Here is a 20848-nt window from a genome sequence, read left to right as displayed (position 1 = left end):
TAAAGGAGATAAATTATCATGGAAAAAATCTTTAAAGTAACTAGCGACTCAGGAATTCATGCTCGTCCAGCAACTCTACTTGTAAACACTGCAAGCAAATTCGGTTCTGATATTAACTTAGAGTATAACGGAAAGAACGTTAACTTAAAATCAATCATGGGCGTTATGTCTTTAGGCATTCAACAAAACGCAGAAATTAAAATCACTGCAAATGGTGATGATGCAGCTCAAGCACTAGCAGCTATCGAAGAAACTATGAAAAACGAAGGATTAGGAGAATAATGACTCTTAACATTCAAGGGATCGCTGCATCAAGTGGGATTGCTATTGCAAAGGCTTTCAGACTTGAAAATCCTGAATTTAACATCGAAAAGAAATCAATTACAAACGAAGCTGCAGAAATTGCACGCTTAGACGCTGCGCTTGAGAAAGCAAAAACTGAATTAGAAGCTATTAAGGACCACGCATTTGCTGAGCTAGGTGCTGACAAAGCTGCAATCTTTGAAGCACATTTATTAGTGTTAAATGATCCAGAACTAGTAAACCCAGTAAAAGATAAAGTAAATAGCGAAAAAGTAAATGCTGAATTTGCAATGGATGAAGTTGCATCAATGTTTATTTCTATGTTTGAAAACATGGATAACGAATATATGAAAGAACGTGCTGCGGACATTCGTGACGTAACAAAACGCGTTCTTGCACATTTACTAGGAATTAACTTCTCAAATCCTGGTACAATTTCTGAAGAGGTAATCATCATTGCTGAAGATTTAACACCATCTGATACAGCTCAGTTAAACCGTAAGTATGCAAAAGGTTTCACTACTGATATCGGTGGACGTACATCTCACTCAGCAATTATGGCTCGTTCTATGGAAATTCCAGCTGTTGTTGGTACAAAAGTTGTTATGGAGAAAATCCAAAATGGCGATATCGTTATCATTGACGGTTTAGATGGAGAAGTAATTGTAAACCCATCAGAAGAAACTCTTCGTTCGTTTGAAGAAAAGAAAGCGAAATTTGAAGAGCAAAAAGCTGAATGGGCTAAATTAAAAGACCAAGCTACTGTAACAAGTGACGGACATCACGTTGAGCTTGTTGCAAATATCGGAACACCAAATGATGTACAAGGTATTATCGATAATGGCGGAGAAGGCGTTGGCTTATACCGTACAGAATTCTTATACATGGGCCGTGACAATCTTCCAACAGAAGAAGAGCAGTTCGAAGCGTATAAAGCAGTTCTTGAAGGTGTAAAAGAAGGTCAACCAGTCGTTGTTCGTACACTTGATATCGGTGGAGATAAAGAGCTTCCATACTTACATTTACCAAAAGAAATGAACCCATTCTTAGGATATCGTGCAATTCGCTTATGTCTTGATGAGCAAGATGTGTTCCGTACACAACTTCGTGCATTACTTCGTGCTAGCGTATACGGTAACTTAAAAATTATGTTCCCAATGATTGCAACTCTTGATGAGTTCCGTCAAGCGAAAGCAATTTTATTAGAAGAGAAAGCGAAACTTGTAGAAGCGGGTACAACTGTTTCTAATTCTATTGAAGTTGGTATGATGGTTGAAATCCCAGCTTCAGCAGTATTAGCAGATCAATTCGCGAAAGAAGTTGACTTCTTCTCTATCGGAACAAATGATTTAATCCAATACACAATGGCTGCAGACCGTATGAACGAACAAGTATCATACTTATACCAACCATATAACCCATCTATTTTACGTCTTGTAAAAATGGTTATCGATGCTGCTCATAAAGAAGGAAAATGGGCTGGTATGTGTGGTGAGATGGCGGGCGATTCACTTGCTATCCCATTACTATTAGGATTAGGGTTAGATGAGTTCAGTATGAGTGCAACATCTATTCTTCCTGCAAGAACACAGCTAAGCAAGTTGTCAAAAGCAGAAATGGAAACATTAGCAGAAAAAGCATTAATGATGTCAACTGCTGAAGAAGTTGTTGAACTAGTTAAAAGCATCTAATTAATAAAAAAACCTGAGTCGATTTGAAATCGGTCTCAGGTTTTTTCTATGAGAAAAGTAAATCTTATTTGCTTACTATCGAGGATAAGAGACAGAATTAGATAGCGATTGCAACGATATCAGTTGGGCATACACGTAAAATACCAGTAAAAGTATTTCGATTTTGATTGTTCTTATCGTCTTTATTGTTATCTTTGTTGTCTTTGTCATTACGAGCTAAAGCAGAGAAAAGAGCAACACCGTTAGCGAAACCTTCAAAAATTACATTGTTGAAAGTACCATTACCTCTAATGCTTAAAAGAGAAAGTTCTGTTCCAACTGAAATGCTAGCAAGTACGTTACATACAGCTGGTTGTTGTGGTCTAACCTCTCTCTCTCTCTTTCTCGCGATGGTCGCGCTCTCTTTCATGATGATGACATTCTCTAAAGTTATCACAGCATCCAAATGATCCAAACATAATCCTCATCACCCCCTTCACACTTATAATCTATGTAAGTTCGGTAGTTAGTGACTGGACAGAGAGTGGAATTTTTTCTAGGGGATTTTCTCATTTTAAATGACTAGCTGGGTGTTTAGTATGGAATGATGTTTAAAATAGGTGGAATATAACAAAAAAATGTAAAAACCACCGAAATAAATGAAATGGGTAGCCTTTACACTTTTTTACTTTTATATAAAACGATGATATATACAGGAAGAGCTAGGAGTAGTGGTACAATGGATCGTGCAGTATGTTTTTCTGATTCTAATTGGAATGCTTCTTCTTTTGGAAATTGTAAAATGGAGATGTTTGCGGCATCACCAATAAAATATAGAAGCAGTACAGTTACTATGTAACATAAAAGTGCGATAAAGCTTCCGTATGAACTCAATGAAAATCCCTCTCTTGTTATCTATTTGTTATCATTGTATCACAATTGTAACAAAAATACACGGGTATATTTCAACGCCTTAACAAAATTCGACATGAAACGTCACGTTTATTTATGAGAAGGGAATAGAATATACTTTTCCATAAGTATAAATGTCGAATGATTTGTAGTAATATTACAAAAGTATGACAGGGAATAAAAAAACGAAGGCAATGTAGTTGCCTTCGTTTTTTATTATTTTGCCCACTCGCTTACTTGCTCTACGCTCATGCGAGGTGCAGGGTGGCCTTTTAAAGTTGATTCACCAATTGTAATAAGCATAATTGGAACGTAACGAGATGAAACGTTAAATTCGTCTGTCAGTGCTTGTGGATTGAAGCCACCAATAGCACAAGTATCCCAACCAGTTGCTTTAGCTGCAAGCATAAGTTGCATTGCTGCTAAAGATGCATTTGAAAAGGCAGCATCTCTTGGGAATTGTTCACGAGCATATGCAGATTCAATATTTTTAGCTAAGCGTTCTTTTGCTTCTTCTTTCATAAATCCTTGTTCTACAATTGGACCATATACTGGCTCAACATTTTTATAAGCTTCTAAATCACCTAAAATAGCGACTACTGCAGAAGCATCAAGAATTTGTTGTTGGTTATAAGCTATTGGGTGTAATCGTTTTTGTACATCTTCACCTTGAAAAACAAGGAATTTCCAGTGTTGTAAGTTCCAAGCGGAAGGTGCTTGTGCTGCTGCTTTTAAAATCTCATGTAATTCTGTAGATGAGATTTCTTTATTTGGGTTGAATGCACGTGTAGATGTGCGTTCATATAGAACGTTAAAAAAGTTGTCGTTTGTCATAATATATCCTCCAAATTGTATATAAAATTATCGGGAAAACGCAATGTATATTACTTACATTTTGTAAGTTATCGAATTTAAGAATATAATATCTTTATTTTAATTGTCAAGTTTTAAGAAATAAGCTAGGGCATTCATACAAACGATATAATTCCTATAATCATACACTAAAAAAGGAATTTATAGAGTGAAAAGGGAAGATAACATTCTCAATTAGCTTGTTAATATGTATTTCTCACAAATTAAAGTTTATTGGAGAACAGTCTTTTAAAAATGTTTGTGAGGAATTCAGTAGAACAAGATATATGAAGTGAGTGAAGACTAGTGATGAACATACTACATTTTTTATTAGAGAATACGGTTTTCCAAAATGTGTTACAAGATCTGCAGTTAAATGTCCTTTATATAGAAAATGGATGTAAACATCAACAAACGATAGAAAATATCCATCCAAAATGTATGTTTATAGCAAATAGTTTTGAAGAGGGCGAACTATTATTTCAAAGAACGAAACCGCACATTATAATTATGTATGTAACAGATTATTCTCAAATAAAATATATAAAGAATATGTATACCTCGCAAAGTACATTCATTGTCATTTGGGATCAACAAATAACAAAGGAATTTACAGATGTACTTGCATTAGGAATACGTAATATTGTAATAGCCCCTGTAACTCCGCAAGCAGTGTTAGAAGAAGTGAATAAGAGTTTGTATCAACTTTCTTTAGTAAGGCAAGTTAGTTTACAACAGGAACTGCTTCAAACGATGTTTGATTTTCAAAATGATTTATTATTTATAGTAGAAGATGATGAAATTGTTGATTGTAATACAAATTTTTTAACGTTTTTCGGATATGAAAATTTGTTTGCCTATCGCGAGCAACATTTAGTATTTGCTGAACATTTTATTAGAGAAAATGGATACTACTCGACGACGCATGATATAACATGGCTAGACGATACTTTATCAAGCGGTAGAAGAATTAAGATGTCAAATTATGAAGGGGCAGTATCTACTTTTCTATTACGTGCGACACCATTGCCAGAAGATTTATCAAGATTTATTGTAAAGTGCACGGAAATTACAGAATTAGATGAAATCTATCAAGAACAAGAAAGACTTGCTATGATAGATTCATTGACAGAGATTTATAATCGTTTAAAGTTTCAACAAATACTAGAGGTAGAATGGGAAAAGGTAATACGTAATGATGAGAAAATAGCAATTATTTTATTTGATATAGATAATTTTAAAACAGTTAATGACACATATGGTCATGATTTTGGCGATTTGGCATTAATACAACTTGCAGAGCTTATGAAATCTAAAGTGGAGCAGCAACATGTATTTGCAAGATGGGGAGGGGAAGAATTCATTATATTAGTGACAAATACAGTAGAAAAGGAAGCATTTCAAGTTGCGGAATCATTACGATTCTTCATTGAAACAAAGCAATTCACTGGAATTTCGAAGTTAACAGCTAGCTTTGGGGTTGCGTTATATGAACAAGGAACTACAAGAGAAGAATTAATGCAACGAGCGGATATTGCATTATATGAAGCGAAAAAAAATGGAAAGAATCAAGTATGTGTGTATAGAAAAGAAAAAATGTGATTTTTCGCAACAAATTGTTGCGATTTTTTTTTATTGTTTGATAATAGAATAGGGGGACAATTTTTAGCGAAGGAATTATGGAGGATCAATATGATAAAAAAAGTAATGGTGGTGGCTTCACTGTCTGCTATAGTTGGCGGCGGAGTATACTATTTTCTTGTTAGCCCCAATATAAAGGAAAACACTGTATTAACAACTAAAGTGAATCCTACTATTGAATCGGAAGTACAAGGGAATATAGAAGAAAAAGAAGAGCAACAAATTGATTATGCTAGCATATCTCAAAAATTAGATCAATATTTAGTCGGAAAGCAATTCAATGGAACAGTTTTGGTAACAGATAAAGAGCATGTTATATTGAATAAAGGATATGGGTATGCTGATGTTCAAAATAAAATAGAAAATACGCCTCAAACAAAATATCGTATCGGTTCTATTACGAAAACAGTCGTTGCCACATCTATTTTACAGCTGCAAGAACAAGGGAAATTGAATATTCAAGATAATGTAAATAAATATATTCCTTCATTTCCGGAGAATAAAAATATTACGCTATATCATTTATTAACGCATACCTCTGGTTTACCTGAACACGCAAAAGGCAATATTAATGCGGCTTCCCGCTTACAATTAATTAATTGGATTGGACGTCAAAATTTAGAATTTCCTGCAGGAACAGGTTGGAGATATACAGATTATAATTATATGGTGCTTGCTTATATAATAGAACATATATCGAAAAAACCTTTAGGAGATTACATAAAAGAAAACATATTTGTAAAAGCAGATATGCATGAATCCGGTATGGGAAATATGGTACCTGGAGATAAAAATTTTACAAAGGGTTATGTGAAAAAAGATCAAGAGCTTGTACCAGCGCAGAAGTTAGGCATGGATTGGCTATATGGTTGTGGTGAGATGTATACGACAGTTGGAGATATGAAGAAATTAGACGAAGCAATTATAAATGGAAAACTTCTTTCTGAACAAAGTATACAAGCAATGTTTTCACCTTCAGCAGAACGGAAATATGCATTTAGTTTTTATATATATCCAGATTATTTTCATAATCATGGTGTATTATCTGGTTGGAACACTTTCAATAATTTTAATAAAGAAAAAGGAACTTTTGTTATTTTATTTTCAAATGTGAAAAATAGTATGGATGATGACTTTAATAAAGAGTTCCGAAAGATGGTAAATGATTTATTAGAACAAAGGGGATGAGAAAATGGAACATAAAACTTTATCAATAGGTTTCATTGGTATTGGCGTAATGGGAAAAAGTATGGTTTATCACTTAATGCAAGATGGTCACAAAGTATATGTATATAATAGAACGAAAGCAAAAACAGATTCTTTAGTGCAAGATGGTGCAAATTGGTGTAATACGCCAAAAGAGTTAGTAAAGCAAGTTGATATTGTAATGACAATGGTTGGATATCCACATGATGTAGAAGAAGTGTATTTTGGTATAGAAGGAATTATAGAACATGCAAAAGAAGGTATGATAGCAATTGACTTTACGACATCTACACCTACTTTAGCAAAACGGATTAATGAAGTTGCAAAAAGCAAAAATATATATACGTTAGATGCACCTGTCTCAGGAGGAGATGTTGGTGCGAAAGAAGCAAAACTCGCAATTATGGTAGGTGGGGAGAAAGAAATATATGATAGATGCTTACCTTTACTTGAAAAGTTAGGAACAAACATTCAATTACAAGGACCAGCTGGGAGTGGACAACATACAAAAATGTGCAATCAAATTGCGATTGCTTCCAATATGATTGGAGTATGTGAAGCTGTTGCTTACGCGAAGAAGGCTGGACTGAATCCAGATAAAGTGTTAGAGAGTATTTCAACAGGGGCGGCAGGTAGCTGGTCATTAAGTAATTTAGCTCCTCGAATGTTAAAAGGAGACTTTGAGCCAGGATTTTATGTAAAGCATTTTATGAAAGATATGAAAATTGCTTTAGAGGAAGCAGAAAAATTACAATTACCAGTCCCAGGCTTAAGTTTGGCGAAAGAATTGTATGAAGAGTTAATTAAGGATGGCGAAGAAAATAGTGGAACACAAGTACTATATAAAAAATATATAAGGGGGTAAACGAGGTGGACCTTCAAAAGTTTGATGAGATGATTGATACTGTACAGCGAGCTACTTGTATGCAAATTAATGAAAAACAAAAAGAAGCTTTTAAACAAAAATATGATTTTGAACCAGAATTTGAATATGGAAGAGATGAGAAGGGACATTATGTAATTCGAACCTCAAAAAAGATGTTAGAAGAAATGGAGTTTTATTTGGCATTGAAATATGATCGTGATGGAGTGGATCTTTATATGCAAGCTGAGATTGATGGTATATTTCATGTATCTGTTAGCTATGGTGAAGATGCCCTACATCTACAAGAATTGTTTCAATTTCTAGAAGAAAATAAATAAAAGTCCTCATTTGAGGACTTTTATTTATTTAGTCATCTTTAATTTTTATAATTATAAGTTAGAAGCGCGTCGGCATCGTTCAACCGGGAACGGGATAATTTGTGCGATGTGATTAGGACCAAATTGTTTTGTACGAGCATGGCGTATTATATAAAAAGCACACAGAATTGAAACAGGAATAGCGCCGAATAAACCAAATAATAAAGCGCTTACACAAGATGCGACAAATCCTAAAACACCAATTTCTAACTCTTCCATAATAGCTCCTAAAATAACAGGAAATGCTCCACATGTAACTCCAAGTATAAGTGCGATAAGTAAGCTCATGATTATCCCCCTCTGTTTGCGATATTATTTTCCTTCTAAGTTAATTGTAGTATATCACATATAAAACAGAATTTTCAGAAAAAATTCAATAAATGTTCAAAAAATGTTCGAAAAATGCACTTGAAAAATTAAGGTGTAAATTTGTGATGAAATGGTACTTTCAAGTAAATAAAAAATCAGACTTATTTCAAAATGAAATAAGCCTGTTCCATAGGAGGATGTATATATGTAGAGTGAATAAAAGTTTGGAAAAGGGGGTCCAAGTCCTTTTATTCAACTAACTACCTTAATAGATTGGAACCCAGCCTTCAGTTGTCACAAAAATACGAATAGCTACAACTTGGCGATCATCTTGCAAGGTAAAATAATGTCTTGCATTTTCAGGAACAGATATTAAATCGCCTGGCTCAAGTTCAACATCAAAGAATTTCCCATCTTTACCTTCAATAGCGAAAATGCCGTGACCACTGACGATAAAGCGAACTTCGTCATCTGTATGATGGTGTTCCTTTTGGAAATTAATTAATAATTCGTCAAGGTTAGGTGTGCTACTTGAAAGTGAGATTACATCATGTGCTTTATAACCTCGACGTGCTGAAACATCAGCGATTTCTTTTGAAAAAATAGCTAATATTTCAGCTTTGTTTTCATCCGTTAACGAATAATTTTCATTTAAATGAGTAGGAAGTTTAGAAATATTCCATTTCTCATATAAAACGCCTTCCTCTTGTAGAAATTTAGATACTTCCACTTCATTTTCAATACGAGTATTTACTTCATGAATACGAATTTGCGCCATTAGAAACGCCTCCTTGAATTGATAATAGTTTTATATGAAATTGGAATAAAAACTCATAAGCTTCTAATCTCTTCTTTGCATCAAAGCTATCTCGGCCCCATACGGTAATACCGTGGTTACGGATTAATACTGCACCCGAATCTCCTTGTATATGCTTTCGGAAGTTTTCTCCAAGTGTTGGGATATGGGCATGGTTTTCGATAATAGGAATGTGAATGGTTGCACCTTCTTCCCAAATATCGAGAGCTTTAATAATTTCTTGATTTTGAAGGGTGACTGCATCACTATATAAATTTGTGATGACATTATTATCGGTTGTATGAACATGAAGTACGCAACCGGCATTCGTATTGTTATAAATGTGTGTATGCAATATTGTTTCTGCTGAAGGGCGTAATTCAGTCTCTAAAACGGGAACTCCTACATGATCTACTAATAGAAAATCATCTGGAGTGGTTTTTGTTTTATCTTTACCGCTTGCCGTAATAAGAAAAGTAAGTGGTTCATGACTAACCTTTATAGAAATATTACCACTTGTTGCTGGGAACCAATTTCGTGTTGTTAACTCTTGTTTTATCTCGCTTAAGTCATACCATTGACGAAAAAGTTGTTTCATGCCTTCACCTCCAACAAAAGTTTTAATTCAGCTTGCACATCTTGAAATGTTTCAAACGGTGTATAAGCAATATGATTTTCTTCACACTTTGTAATAAGAAAATCGCGAGCGAATACTTTATCAGCTTGTTTCGCGGCTTGTAAATCAGTAATAGAATCTCCAATTACAATATGAAAGTCATCTGTATCACTTAATTTACGGATTAATGATGATTTACATAATCCGCAATGATTTTGACAATGATCATCACAAGAATGAGGCCATTTAACTGTAATAAACTCTGCTGAAAAGTCTGTTTCATTACAATAAATTTGCTCTTTTGGAATGATTCCTTGTAAGAGTGGATAGACGAAGAAATCCATTCCACCTGATATCACGTAAAAAGAAATGTTATTTTCCTTTACGAATTGTATAAACTCATGAAAACCACTACGGATTTCAGCAGTTTCTATTAAAAATTGAATAATATCATCGTGCAGATTAGTAGGTATTAATTGAAATAATTGAGAAACACCTTCTTGAATGGATAGTTCTTGTGATAAAATTTTATTCTTTACTTCTTCGGCTTCTGGTGGTGCGAATTTTTCCATAATGGACATAATGTTATCATTATTTGTAATCGTGCCATCGAAATCACAAAATACTTGAATACTCATAATTTCACCTCATAAGAGGGATTTCCCCATATTTGTAGTGCACTATGCAAATTTATGTCGTCTACTTCATGGAGTGGTTTATTTTGCAAAGTAGCATCAATTGCAGTACGGAAAGCTTTACCGCCGCCTTGCGCTCCATTTGGATGTCCGTGTATCCCGCCGCCAGCATTAATAACAACATCTTTACCGAAATCTCGTACAATAAAGGGAACGAAACCAGGATGAATACCAGCAGACGGAACAGAAAAGCTCTTCTTGAAAGATGCATCGTCTTCAGTTAAATATTTTGAGATAGCAAGAGCCTCCTCTTTTTCTAGCGCAACACTTCCGTATGGAGATGGGAATAATGAAAAGTCAGCCCCAGCATAACGTAGTAGCTTTCCAAGTAATAATGGAGATGAAACTCCATATAACTTGGATGCTGAATAAGCACCACTTACAGCAGGATGTGCCATAATAGGAACTGGGATTTCATCATCTTCTGCAAGTGATTGTAGTACATCTAGTCCGTAAGCAAATACGTTAAATAATAGAATATCAGCTCCAGCTTGCACTGCACGTTTAGCATTTTCTTTTAAATCAAAAGTTCGTCCTGTTAAATTTACGGCATATAACGTTTTATGTCCGTATGTTTCATATACGGATTGTAAAACTTCTTTTCCAGATACAATGCGTTTCGTAAGTGGTGTTAATGCATTTTCAAATAATATTTCATCATCTTTTACTATATCTACACCACCAATTGCTTGATCGCGTAATTGCGTTTTTAAATACCCAATATTTCGTCCAATCATTCCTTTAAAAATACTCATTAAAAGGGGACGATCATGCACTTGTAAAAGGTTTCGAATACCATCTATCCCGAATTTTGGACCAGGAAAATGTTTTTTTAACTCGTCTGAAAAAGTTAAGTCAATTAATTTTACTTCGCCATCAAGGGATAGTTTTCCAAATGTAGTCGTTAAAATTGCTGGTAAATCTGGACTGAAGTTTAATAACGGATATTCGATTTTAATAATTCCGCGTTTTACTTTTTTACGTAAATACGAATTGGTATGTTCATGTTCAGCTAATTCCTCAACATGAATGACATTGCCTTTATGCTGTTTTAATTGTTCTTGTAATAAGTGTGGCAAATGAGTCCAAGAGCCAATTGTTAAACCAAGTGCAATTTGCTCAGCTTTTTTTTCTAAGTTATGTGAACCGTCATGGATCAAATACGTCGCTATTATTCCGCTCATTGTTATAACCTCCTAGTTAAATAAAAAAACCTCTCAGCTAAGGAGAGGTTTTTTTACAACCAGCTCCTTATCTGTCAGCATAATGCTGCGAGAATTAGCACCGTGTCTACAATTGTAGATCGGTTGCCGGGTTTCGTCGGGCTCGTCCCTCCACCTGCTCTTGATAAGAAGTATTTAGAAATGTTTAAATTTTTAAGATAACTGAATTTTGTCAGATATTTTTCGTGTTGTCAATTACTTTTTGAAAAAATTTAATTTATCAATTCGATTAATGGCTTCTCGTAATCTATCTTCTGTATGTAAGAGACCAACACGGACATACCCTTCGCCATGCTCACCAAATCCAACACCAGGAGCAACTGCGACATGTGCTTTTTCTAGTAAAATATTAGAAAATTGCTCAGAGGTATATCCTTTTGGAACGGGAAGCCATGCAAAGAATGATCCTGTTGGAATGTCTACATTCCAACCAATTGAGTGACAGGCTGAAATAAGAGCGTTTCTTCGAGATTCGTAACTATTTACAAGGTCTATTACACAAGACTGTGAACTTAATAGCGCTTCTCGAGCAGCATCTTGAACTGCACCGAATATACTAACATACATATGATCTTGTAATAGGTTAATTGTTTCAATCACACTTTCATTCCCTACAGCAAAAGCGATGCGCCAGCCAGCCATATTGAAAGTTTTTGATAATGTGTAAATTTCAATTCCTATATCTTTCGCACCATCTGCTTGCAAGAAACTAACAGGTTTTTGACCATCAAATCCGATAGCGCCATAAGCAAAATCGTGAACAACTAATATATTATGTTTATTAGCAAAGTGAATGGTTTCATCAAAAAAATCTTTTGATGCAGTAGCACCGGTAGGATTATTTGGATAGTTTAAAAACATTAATTTTGCACGCTCTGCAATAGAGTCATCAATGTTCGTATAATCTGGTAAAAAGTTATTTTCTGCAATAAGTGGCATTCTTTCAAAGTGTGCTTTTGCTAAAGCAACCCCGGATAAATAATCTGGATAACCTGGATCCGGAACGAGAATCGTATCACCAGGATTTGTAAAACAAATCGGTAATTCTACTAGTCCAGCCTTCCCACCAAATAAAATAGCAACTTCAGTTTTTGGGTTTAATTCGACGCCATATTCACGTTTATAGAATGTAGCCACGGCTTCCTTTAAGCTTTCATGTCCGCGAAATGGCGGATATTTATGATGAATGGTCTTTTCGGCAGCATCTTGTAAAGCTTTTACGATATGCTGCGGTGTTGGTTGATCTGGATTACCTTGACCTAGATTAATAACATCGTGACCAGCTGCAACGACTTTGTTAACTTTTGCAACAAGTGAAGCGAAAAATTGTGTTGGCAATGATGTTACTATCTCAGAAGGTTGAAATAATTTCATACTTTCCACCTCTTTTGAAAGTTGTTACAATTCTAGTGACAAATGATATAATCTTTCCAGTATTTTGTAAAGAGAAAAATAAGAATGGGGCTGAAAAAATGAAAGTCGCATGTATTCAAATGGATATTGTTTTTGGAGATGTAGAAAAAAATATTGAGAATGCTAAAAATAAAATAAGTGAAGCTATGAAGGAAAGGCCAGATGTTATCGTCTTACCAGAACTATGGACAACAGGATATGATTTAACGAGACTTTCTGAAATTGCAGATAGGGATGGAGTGGAAATGAAAGAAAAGTTAATAGAATGGGCGAAGCGATATGATGTACATATTGTTGGTGGGTCCATAGCAAAGCAAACAGAGCAAGGCGTTACAAATACGATGTATGTTGTAAATAATGAAGGACAGTTAGTCAACGAATATAGTAAAGTACATTTATTTCAGCTTATGGATGAACATAAATATTTAATAGCTGGTAATGGTACGGGCGAATTTAAGCTAGATGATGTTGAATGCGCTGGAACAATTTGTTATGATATTCGTTTTCCAGAGTGGATGCGTGTTCATACTGCTAAAGGGGCAAAAGTATTATTTGTTGTAGCTGAATGGCCATTAGTTCGTTTAGCACATTGGCGTTTGCTATTGCAAGCAAGAGCAGTTGAAAATCAGTGTTATGTTGTTGCGTGTAATAGAGCAGGGAAGGATCCGAATAATGTGTTTGCAGGTCATTCTTTAATTGTGGATCCTTGGGGTGAAGTTGTAGTAGAGGCGAATGAAGAGGAATCAATTTTATTTGGAGAGCTTGAATTCGAGAAAATTAAAGAAGTACGTAAAGGAATTCCAGTTTTTGCGGATCGCCGTCCAGAATTATACAAATAAAATGTTGACAAGTGATTTTTATTCTTGGTATAGTCTTCAACATAAAGTTAAAAATTCAAAAAATTATACAACTCTTATCAAGAGCAGGTGGAGGGATTTGGCCCGATGAAGCCCAGCAACCGACCGTAATACCATTGTGAAATGGGGCGTTTATTACGCCAAAAGGCACGGTGCTAATTCCAGCAGAAAGTAAAACTTTCTGGCAGATAAGAGGGGAGAAGATAAACTTCAAACCTCTTTCTTAGTGGAAAGAGGTTTTTCTATGTTAGAAAAACCTCTGAATTTAAAAAGGGGGAGAAGAAGATGGGATATTATTCATTAACAGAAATAACAGCTGTACAATATGCGAAAGATCATGGCTATTTTGAAGAGAAGGCAAATGTCATTTGTCATGAAATTGGAGATGGAAACTTAAATTACGTGTTCAAATTAGATGATGGAGAGAAATCCATTATAATAAAACAAGCACTGCCTTATGCGAAAGTAGTTGGTGAAAGCTGGCCATTGTCTATAAAAAGAGCAACGATTGAAAGCAAGGCATTACAAATTTTTGCGCAGTATGTACCGGATTATGTTCCAGTAGTGTACAGTCATGACGAAGAGTTAGCGATAACGGTAATAGAAGACTTATCAAGACTAACAATTACAAGAAAAGGATTAATAGACGGAGAAGAATATCCGCTTTTATCCCAGCATATTGGTCGTTTTCTAGCACATGTTTTATTTTACACTTCAGATTTTGGTTTACAGTCAGAAGAGAAGAGGATACTAGAAGGTACCTTTGTAAATCCGGACCTATGTAAAATTACAGAGGATTTAGTGTTTACAGATCCGTTTGGGCATTATGATACAAATGATTATGAGCCAGATTTACAGCTCGTGGTTGATGAACTTTGGAGTGATAAAACTTTAAAACTAAAAGTAGCACAATATAAATATAAGTTCTTAACAAGAAAAGAAACTCTTATTCATGGTGATTTACATACTGGTAGTATTTTTTCGTCACCTTCTGAAACGAAAGTGATTGATCCAGAATTTGCGACATATGGCCCATTTGGGTTTGACATAGGTCAATTTATTGCAAATCTATTATTAAATGCGTTATCTAGAGAAGAAGAAAAGAGAAGTGTACTATTTTTCCATATAGAAAAGACGTGGAGTTATTTTGTAGAGACTTTTACAAAGTTATGGATTGGAGAAGGTGTAGAAGCATATACGAAAGAAAAACAATGGTTACCAATTATTTTGCAAAATATCTTTACTGATGCTGTTGGATTTGCCGGATGTGAACTAATTCGTAGAACAATTGGTTTAGCTCATGTAGCAGATTTAGATGAAATAGAAAATAAAGAAACAAGAATTCAAGCTAAGAAACAAGCGCTATCCTTAGGAAAAGAACTAATAAAATATGAATCTAAAAGTGCTGATATTCAACTGTTTCGAACATTATTTCAACAGACAGTTTCAAGGGGTGTAAAAGCATGAGTACAATCGTTACTGTTCCGAGATCTGTAAGTTGGAAAGGGGATGCAATTGCGGTATTAAATCAAACGAAATTGCCACATAGCACAGAATACAAAACATTAACGACTATTGAAGAGGTTTGGAAAAGTATCATAATGTTAGAAGTACGCGGAGCGCCTGCAATTGGAATTGTAGCTGCATTTGGCTTGGCGCTTGCAGCGAAAAAATATAATACTTTACATATCGAAGAATTTCAAAAGAAGTTTAATAGAGACTGTAACTATTTAGGGACATCACGCCCAACGGCAGTAAATTTATTTTGGGCAATTGATCGTATGAGAGAATCTATTCGAGAGATTACTACAATAAAAGAAGCACAAAAAATATTAGAAGAAGAAGCGCTTCGCATTCAACAGGAAGATGAAGAGGTGTGTCGAAATATTGGGGAATATGCGTTAACATGTTTTAAAGATGGCGATAATATTTTAACAATCTGTAACGCTGGAAGTATCGCAACTGCCAGATATGGAACTGCATTAGCTCCCTTTTATATTGGAAAAGAGAAAGGTGTGCGTTTACATGCATATGCGTGTGAAACGAGACCAGTTTTACAAGGTGGTCGCTTAACGACGTGGGAATTGAAGCAAGCAAATATTGATGTGACCCTTATAACAGATAATACTGCAGCTCATGCTATTCAAACGAAAGAAATAAACGCAATTATTGTGGGGGCGGATCGAATTGTCGCAAATGGAGATACAGCCAATAAAATAGGGACAATGAATTTAGCTATTTTAGCAAAGTACTTTAATATCCCATTTTACGTTGCTGCGCCACTGTCAACATTTGATGTTACGAAAGAAACTGGAGCCGAAATTATTATTGAAGAAAGAGATGAAACAGAAGTTACGAAAATCTTTGGAAAACAAGTAGCACCAATTGGAACGGATGTTTATAATCCAGCATTTGACATAACGCCGAATGAATTAATTACAGGAATTATTACTGAGAAAGGTATTATACGCGGGGACTATAAACGAGAAATTGCATCATTATTTGAAAAACAAGCTAATACATAATAGCTTGTTTTTTTATGCCTAAATGCAGTGTTTTCTCTTACTTATATAATGAAAGGAGGGGAAGAGGGTGGAAGAGTGGATCAAGATGATAGGTAATGTAGGGTTTCCGATTGTTGTAACATTATATTTACTCCACCGTATTGAAAGTAAATTAGAGGGGGTAATTGTTGCAATTGAGAAGCTCCCGCGGCAATTACTAAAGTACGAAGATCCTCGGGATAAAAAATAAAGTTTGCTCTTCTTGAGCAAACTTTATTTTTATTGAGCGGTATAACCACCATCGATAACGACAGCTTGACCAGTTATACCTTTAGCTTTTTCACTCGCTAAAAACATCGCATAATCTGCAATTTCTTGTACTTGTAATAAGCGCTTTTGTGGAACGAGTGGATAAATAACATCTTCTAAAACATTTTCAAGTGGTACATTTCGTGTAGTAGCTAAGTCTTGTAGTTGATTACGTACAAGGGGGGTATCAACATAACCAGGGCAAAGGGCATTAACAGTAATACCATGCGTAGCACCTTCTAAAGCGGCAACTTTTGTTAATCCAATTACGCCATGTTTTGCACTATTGTAGGCAGCTTTTCCAGCAAACCCGACAAGGCCGTTAATAGAAGCGACATTAATAATACGACCATATTTTTGTTGTTTCATAATCGGAAAGGCATGCTTAATTGCAATAAACGGAGCAATTTGCATAATTTGAATTAGTAGCTCGAACTTTTCAGTTGGAAAGTCTTCAATGGGTGAAACGTGTTGCATTCCTGCGTTGTTAATTAATATATGTAATGAACCGAAATGATCAACTGTTTGAGAAATTGCTGCTGTAATTTCCTCTTCAGATGTAACGTCACATTTTAAACCGATAGCTTGAAAACCTTCATTTTGTAATTGTTCAGCAGCTTCTTTTGCACGTTCTTCAAGCCGATCGGTAATCACAACTTTTGCACCTTCTTTTGCAAAAGCCTTTCCCATTTCATAACCAATGCCACTTGCAGCACCTGTTAAAAAGACAACTCGATTTGTAACCATGATGAAAAACATCCCTTCATAATAAAGTTTTCATAGTGCTCTATTTAGAGAAGCTATAATGAAATTCCTGCAAACATTTGGAAAAAATATCGTTAGCTATCTTGTTTTGCAAAATAGTCTTTGCTATACTATTTTGTAAAGCAAGATACTTACGCTTATCTATCTTGTAAAGCAAGATAGTAGGAGGATTTGAATTATGTCGACAAGTCAAATGCTGAAAGGGATTTTAGAAGGATGCTTACTTGCTATTATTTCTGAAGGCGAAATATACGGTTATGAAATGAGTGAAAAGCTAGCGAAGTATGGTTTTACAATGGCGAGTGAGGGAAGTATTTATCCGTTATTAATACGAATGCAAAAAGAAGGACTAATAACAAGCGTAATGAAGGAATCTCCATCTGGTCCAAAGAGAAAATATTATACATTAACAGAAAAAGGCGAGGAAGCACTTGATGAATTTATGGATCGCTGGGAAACGATGCAAAGTAGTGTAGAACGTCTACTTGAAGGGAAGGGAAGGAGAAAATAATGCTATCAAGTGAAGCGCGAAAGTTTTTGTTAGATATGAGATTATTTTTGACGGCAAAGAGTGTGAAAGAAAGCGATATTGAAAATTTTATAGAAGATGCGGAACTCCATTTAATTGAGGGTGAGAGTGATGGGAAAAGTGTAGAAGATATTTTCGGAAGCTCACCGAAAGAATATGCAAATGAACTTGTCAAAGTAATGGAAAGAGATAGACAGGAAACGTGGAAGCAAATTGGTTTTACAGTAATGAATATCGTATCGTTTTGGATTATTGCTTCTATCTTAATAGTGAATCATGGAATGTTACAGATTTCACTTATTCAGTGTATCGGTTATAGTTTTTCATTGATTTTAGTTGTTATAGGTCCTAATTTTCTACTTCGCAAAATGGCCTTCGTAACAAGTTTTACAAAAACATGGTTTTCTATGTGGTCTTTAGTTATGATCGCTCCAATGTTTTTATTAGGAGCTGTTACGATATTAGACGTGATATATCCGACAAAAATGCTCACATTCACCGAAGTGCAAAGTTATATAGTGGCTGGTGGGATTTTTATCATCACAGTAGCTATAAATATATATTTTGAAGGATGGTTTAAAAACTTATATTTAATCATTCCACTTTCAATTATGTTAGTGTTTAAAACATTTACAACGGAAGACCTTGTTCCAATGTTATTTCAAATTATATGTTTATACGGAAGTTTGTTTATTTTAATTTTCCTTGAAATTATGATGAAGACGAATAGAAGAGAGACGGTTTAATAAGGGAGGGATTATCATGATGATTTCTAAAGAAGGAGAAAAGTTTTTAATTGATACGAAAGTGTATTTAATAACGAAAGGAATTAAAGAAGAAGATGTTGACGCTTTTTTAGAAGATGCAGAACTTCATTTAATTGAAGGTGAGAAAGAAGGAAAAACGGTAAGTGATATATTTGGTGATTCGCCAAAAGAGTATGCTAATCAACTTGCAAAAGAGATGGGTATAGATAGAAAAGGTAATTATAAATTATTGCTTTACTTTATTGTAAATTTATTGGCTTTTACGATGATGAAGAGCGTATTCTTTAGTGAAACCGACCATCGTTTGTCTTATTCTTTAATTGAGTTAATTGGCTATCCGATTATGATTTTTGCAGGAATTATTGTATTAATATGGGGGATGAGAACAGCATCATTTAAGCGTAAAAGAATTGAATTTTTAATTATATATATAAGTGGTGCGGTATGGTTCTTATCAATTTTTAGTATTGCATTATTAAATAAGTTTTATGGTACAACATTTATTAAGTTTACTAGTACAGAAAGTTTCATCCTTGTTGGTGGAGTAGTTCTTTTAGCGGCTGTTATAAATATTAAATTTGGTGGTTGGTTTACTTTGTCATATTTACTAGTTCCAATTGCATTAGAATATGCATTTGGAATGATAGATGTATCAAGCGTTATCGGAATGTATGTACAACAAATAATTCTTTTCATTGCTATTTATATGCTTTTACAAATTCAGATAAAATTAGAAAAAAGAGAAGTATACAAATAAACAAGTAGGAGAGTTATGTATATGAGGAGGGGATTTCTCAGATCAACCATACTGTTTTTATCAAAAGAAATACATGATGCCTATTTTAATATTTTATTAGGTGATAAGTTTATATCTATCTTTTTAGTTTAATAGGAAAAAGGCTGCTCTGGATATACCAAAAATTATTTCCAAAGAAATATTATATAGGGATTTTTAGAGGGATTACATTTACATTTAGTTGTCTATTTTTATTTCTAGCAGCCGGGATTTGTTTTGTTGATTGGAATAAGTTGTTTTAAACAGTAACATGAGGGTTACTGTTTTTTTCTTTGCAATAAAGAGCTTTGTAAAGAGAGTGTTTTTTGTTCGTTCGTCAATAGAGACTGAATAGGAACATTTTCAGGGCGCGGGACTATCGGATACATAAGATTGGTTGGAGAAGGGTGGTGCTCGGAGCCGGTTGGAGAATGAGGATCTGCGTGAGTAAGTTTTCCGTGAACACGTCTTGTAAATAAAATATGACCAATTTCGTGAGCGAGCGTATATATATTTTTCATAGGAGCAGCCGAATTTGTTAAAACGATATAGCCAGTAAGTTGCTGTTGTTTTGCTAAAGAATAAGCGCAGGCAATTACTGCTGTTTCTTTGAAATAATCACTGCCAATATAACAAATATAAAGGTCGCATTCAGGAGCTTCATTTACACATGTTTGGAAAAAGGATGCCAGCTTTTCTTGACTTTGAATGGAATTTTTATAACTGATTTCACGGTCAAAAAAACGGAAAAGTTCATTTAATACAATTACTTCTTGAATTTGAAATGTAATGGGGTGCCAAATTGATTCTGCAACAGCTAAATCTTTTGCGATGCGGTCATCAGAAATATCGGCGCCGGGAGTAATACAAATACATATATTGACGTATGGATCCATAAGGAACACCTCAACTGAAAAAAAGTTCTTCCTATAATATATGTGGGGAAAAGATGTCATGTATGGATAAACGCCTTCTTTATTGAATATATAGATGACAAGTCGAAAAAATTTCATAGTTCTATAACGTAGTGTGATCATCTTTTTGATATAGTAAAGAAAAGGGGGAGAATATATGTATACATTAAAAATCGTTTCAGACAGAGAAGCTCTTTATCAATTTGCAAGTTATGTAAGAGTTGTACAAGGGGTGGAAGATGTATATGTAGAGGTGGGAGAACCTTTATATGAACATCCGTTAATGAAGTTTTATGTACATATTAAGCTGAAAGAAACATATGAGCAGCATAAAGCGTTACAGGAAATAGCAAGATTAGTAGAATTGGGGCGTTTTACATATGTCCATTATCGTAATGATGAAATTGAGGAAGCTTTTGAAGCTGTAAAATATGAAAGTTTTAAGAAATAAAGGTGAAAAAAAGGAGGCGAAAGCTTCTTTTTTTCTTTAAAATTACATGAACAAAAAGAGAAAAATTTTGTTATGATAAGGGAGGTTAGGGAAAGGGGA

General features: G+C 34.6%; 24 protein-coding genes, 2 pseudogenes and 2 riboswitches. Of the genes and pseudogenes, 15 read left to right on the top strand and 11 right to left on the bottom strand.

The features are described 5' to 3' along the window. The first annotated feature begins 18 nt into the window (after nucleotides 1–18). Both ptsH and ptsP read left to right on the top strand, forming a co-directional pair. Complete coding sequence (gene ptsH / locus ACUN13_RS01685) at nucleotides 19–282, top strand: phosphocarrier protein HPr (protein ID WP_000411080.1); 264 nt, start codon at nucleotides 19–21, stop codon at nucleotides 280–282. Then, nucleotides 282–1994: a phosphoenolpyruvate--protein phosphotransferase gene (ptsP, locus tag ACUN13_RS01680; RefSeq protein WP_445423646.1), complete on the top strand. Its 1713-nt coding sequence runs from the start codon at nucleotides 282–284 to the stop codon at nucleotides 1992–1994. The genes ptsH and ptsP overlap by 1 nt, the downstream gene beginning before the upstream one ends. Before the next feature lie 97 nt (nucleotides 1995–2091). Here ptsP and ACUN13_RS01675 read toward each other — a convergent pair. The 3 genes and pseudogenes from ACUN13_RS01675 to ACUN13_RS01665 form a co-directional block, all read right to left on the bottom strand. Then, nucleotides 2092–2452, bottom strand: a pseudogene (locus ACUN13_RS01675) (DUF3915 domain-containing protein). A gap of 196 nt (nucleotides 2453–2648) precedes the next feature. After that, nucleotides 2649–2867: a hypothetical protein gene (locus ACUN13_RS01670; RefSeq protein WP_000100485.1), complete on the bottom strand. Its 219-nt coding sequence runs from the start codon at nucleotides 2865–2867 to the stop codon at nucleotides 2649–2651. 234 nt (nucleotides 2868–3101) lie between these two features. Beyond that, nucleotides 3102–3719: a nitroreductase family protein gene (locus tag ACUN13_RS01665; protein ID WP_000180387.1), complete on the bottom strand. Its 618-nt coding sequence runs from the start codon at nucleotides 3717–3719 to the stop codon at nucleotides 3102–3104. Between the two features lie 327 nt (nucleotides 3720–4046). Here ACUN13_RS01665 and ACUN13_RS01660 point away from each other — a divergent pair, with 327 nt between their 5' ends. The 4 genes from ACUN13_RS01660 to ACUN13_RS01645 all read left to right on the top strand — a co-directional run bounded on the left by ACUN13_RS01660 (nucleotide 4047) and on the right by ACUN13_RS01645 (nucleotide 7787). Continuing rightward, the gene (locus tag ACUN13_RS01660) at nucleotides 4047–5339 is read left to right on the top strand and encodes a GGDEF domain-containing protein (RefSeq protein ID WP_001023185.1); all 1293 of its coding nucleotides are present in this window, start codon (nucleotides 4047–4049) and stop codon (nucleotides 5337–5339) included. A gap of 90 nt (nucleotides 5340–5429) precedes the next feature. Next, nucleotides 5430–6566, top strand: coding sequence for a serine hydrolase (locus tag ACUN13_RS01655; protein ID WP_000592910.1), 1137 nt, complete (start codon nucleotides 5430–5432; stop codon nucleotides 6564–6566). A gap of 4 nt (nucleotides 6567–6570) precedes the next feature. Next, a complete protein-coding gene (locus ACUN13_RS01650; RefSeq protein ID WP_025687569.1) occupies nucleotides 6571–7449 on the top strand; it encodes an NAD(P)-dependent oxidoreductase in 879 nt (292 codons plus the stop codon). A gap of 5 nt (nucleotides 7450–7454) precedes the next feature. Beyond that, nucleotides 7455–7787, top strand: coding sequence for a DUF3909 family protein (locus ACUN13_RS01645; RefSeq protein WP_000365619.1), 333 nt, complete (start codon nucleotides 7455–7457; stop codon nucleotides 7785–7787). Between the two features lie 51 nt (nucleotides 7788–7838). Here the strand turns inward: ACUN13_RS01645 and ACUN13_RS01640 are convergent, their stop codons facing one another. From ACUN13_RS01640 to ACUN13_RS01615, 6 genes are all read right to left on the bottom strand, one after another. Then, nucleotides 7839–8114 carry a hypothetical protein gene (locus ACUN13_RS01640; protein WP_000054659.1) on the bottom strand — a complete coding sequence of 92 codons (276 nt, stop codon included), beginning with the start codon at nucleotides 8112–8114 and terminating at the stop codon, nucleotides 7839–7841. Between the two features lie 286 nt (nucleotides 8115–8400). After that, a complete protein-coding gene (locus tag ACUN13_RS01635) occupies nucleotides 8401–8913 on the bottom strand; it encodes a 1,2-dihydroxy-3-keto-5-methylthiopentene dioxygenase (protein WP_000057314.1) in 513 nt (170 codons plus the stop codon). Then, nucleotides 8891–9529 (bottom strand): methylthioribulose 1-phosphate dehydratase, encoded by a 639-nt coding sequence (locus ACUN13_RS01630; RefSeq protein WP_025687567.1) that lies wholly within the window; start codon nucleotides 9527–9529, stop codon nucleotides 8891–8893. Before ACUN13_RS01630 ends, ACUN13_RS01635 begins: the two co-directional genes overlap by 23 nt. Beyond that, nucleotides 9526–10185, bottom strand: coding sequence for a 2-hydroxy-3-keto-5-methylthiopentenyl-1-phosphate phosphatase (locus ACUN13_RS01625; RefSeq protein ID WP_000027461.1), 660 nt, complete (start codon nucleotides 10183–10185; stop codon nucleotides 9526–9528). Before ACUN13_RS01625 ends, ACUN13_RS01630 begins: the two co-directional genes overlap by 4 nt. Continuing rightward, on the bottom strand, nucleotides 10182–11426 hold the full coding sequence (gene mtnW, locus ACUN13_RS01620) for a 2,3-diketo-5-methylthiopentyl-1-phosphate enolase (protein WP_025687566.1): 1245 nt from the start codon (nucleotides 11424–11426) through the stop codon (nucleotides 10182–10184). The genes ACUN13_RS01625 and mtnW overlap by 4 nt, the downstream gene beginning before the upstream one ends. A gap of 64 nt (nucleotides 11427–11490) precedes the next feature. Beyond that, nucleotides 11491–11596: riboswitch (SAM riboswitch) on the bottom strand. 64 nt (nucleotides 11597–11660) lie between these two features. Continuing rightward, nucleotides 11661–12839: a pyridoxal phosphate-dependent aminotransferase gene (locus ACUN13_RS01615; protein ID WP_025687565.1), complete on the bottom strand. Its 1179-nt coding sequence runs from the start codon at nucleotides 12837–12839 to the stop codon at nucleotides 11661–11663. 14 nt (nucleotides 12840–12853) lie between these two features. Here ACUN13_RS01615 and ACUN13_RS01610 point away from each other — a divergent pair, with 14 nt between their 5' ends. From ACUN13_RS01610 to ACUN13_RS01595, 4 genes are all read left to right on the top strand, one after another. Then, nucleotides 12854–13717, top strand: coding sequence for a carbon-nitrogen family hydrolase (locus ACUN13_RS01610; protein WP_445423715.1), 864 nt, complete (start codon nucleotides 12854–12856; stop codon nucleotides 13715–13717). A gap of 71 nt (nucleotides 13718–13788) precedes the next feature. Continuing rightward, a riboswitch (SAM riboswitch) is annotated at nucleotides 13789–13930 on the top strand. 90 nt (nucleotides 13931–14020) lie between these two features. Further along, nucleotides 14021–15202 carry an S-methyl-5-thioribose kinase gene (gene mtnK, locus ACUN13_RS01605; protein ID WP_000542682.1) on the top strand — a complete coding sequence of 394 codons (1182 nt, stop codon included), beginning with the start codon at nucleotides 14021–14023 and terminating at the stop codon, nucleotides 15200–15202. Continuing rightward, nucleotides 15199–16260, top strand: coding sequence for an S-methyl-5-thioribose-1-phosphate isomerase (mtnA, locus tag ACUN13_RS01600; RefSeq protein WP_000104604.1), 1062 nt, complete (start codon nucleotides 15199–15201; stop codon nucleotides 16258–16260). Before mtnK ends, mtnA begins: the two co-directional genes overlap by 4 nt. Nucleotides 16261–16327: 67 nt before the next feature. Further along, nucleotides 16328–16489, top strand: a complete 162-nt coding sequence (locus ACUN13_RS01595) for a YvrJ family protein (RefSeq protein ID WP_000393336.1) — start codon at nucleotides 16328–16330, stop codon at nucleotides 16487–16489. A 29-nt stretch (nucleotides 16490–16518) separates the two neighbouring features. Here ACUN13_RS01595 and ACUN13_RS01590 read toward each other — a convergent pair whose 3' ends face one another. Continuing rightward, nucleotides 16519–17295, bottom strand: coding sequence for a 3-hydroxybutyrate dehydrogenase (locus ACUN13_RS01590; protein ID WP_000258428.1), 777 nt, complete (start codon nucleotides 17293–17295; stop codon nucleotides 16519–16521). Between the two features lie 196 nt (nucleotides 17296–17491). Here ACUN13_RS01590 and ACUN13_RS01585 point away from each other — a divergent pair, with 196 nt between their 5' ends. From ACUN13_RS01585 to ACUN13_RS01570, 4 genes and pseudogenes are all read left to right on the top strand, one after another. After that, nucleotides 17492–17824: a PadR family transcriptional regulator gene (locus tag ACUN13_RS01585; protein WP_000107982.1), complete on the top strand. Its 333-nt coding sequence runs from the start codon at nucleotides 17492–17494 to the stop codon at nucleotides 17822–17824. Continuing rightward, nucleotides 17824–18588 (top strand): DUF1129 domain-containing protein, encoded by a 765-nt coding sequence (locus tag ACUN13_RS01580; RefSeq protein WP_000952885.1) that lies wholly within the window; start codon nucleotides 17824–17826, stop codon nucleotides 18586–18588. Before ACUN13_RS01585 ends, ACUN13_RS01580 begins: the two co-directional genes overlap by 1 nt. Before the next feature lie 19 nt (nucleotides 18589–18607). Further along, nucleotides 18608–19366, top strand: coding sequence for a DUF1129 domain-containing protein (locus tag ACUN13_RS01575; RefSeq protein ID WP_025687564.1), 759 nt, complete (start codon nucleotides 18608–18610; stop codon nucleotides 19364–19366). A gap of 21 nt (nucleotides 19367–19387) precedes the next feature. Continuing rightward, nucleotides 19388–19647: pseudogene (locus tag ACUN13_RS01570) on the top strand (DNA-binding protein). 15 nt (nucleotides 19648–19662) lie between these two features. On the opposite strand, the gene ACUN13_RS01565 reads toward ACUN13_RS01570, so the two are convergent. Next, the gene (locus tag ACUN13_RS01565) at nucleotides 19663–20280 is read right to left on the bottom strand and encodes an ImmA/IrrE family metallo-endopeptidase (protein WP_000371608.1); all 618 of its coding nucleotides are present in this window, start codon (nucleotides 20278–20280) and stop codon (nucleotides 19663–19665) included. 175 nt (nucleotides 20281–20455) lie between these two features. On the opposite strand from ACUN13_RS01565, the gene ACUN13_RS01560 reads away from it, so the two are divergent. Continuing rightward, a complete protein-coding gene (locus tag ACUN13_RS01560; protein ID WP_000288330.1) occupies nucleotides 20456–20749 on the top strand; it encodes a DUF3928 family protein in 294 nt (97 codons plus the stop codon). Nucleotides 20750–20848: the final 99 nt, after the last annotated feature.

The sequence above is a fragment of the Bacillus cereus group sp. Bce041 genome, assembly GCF_052646455.1.
Note: the sequence above shows the minus strand (reverse complement) of the source record. Positions and strands in the feature narration are given on the sequence as shown.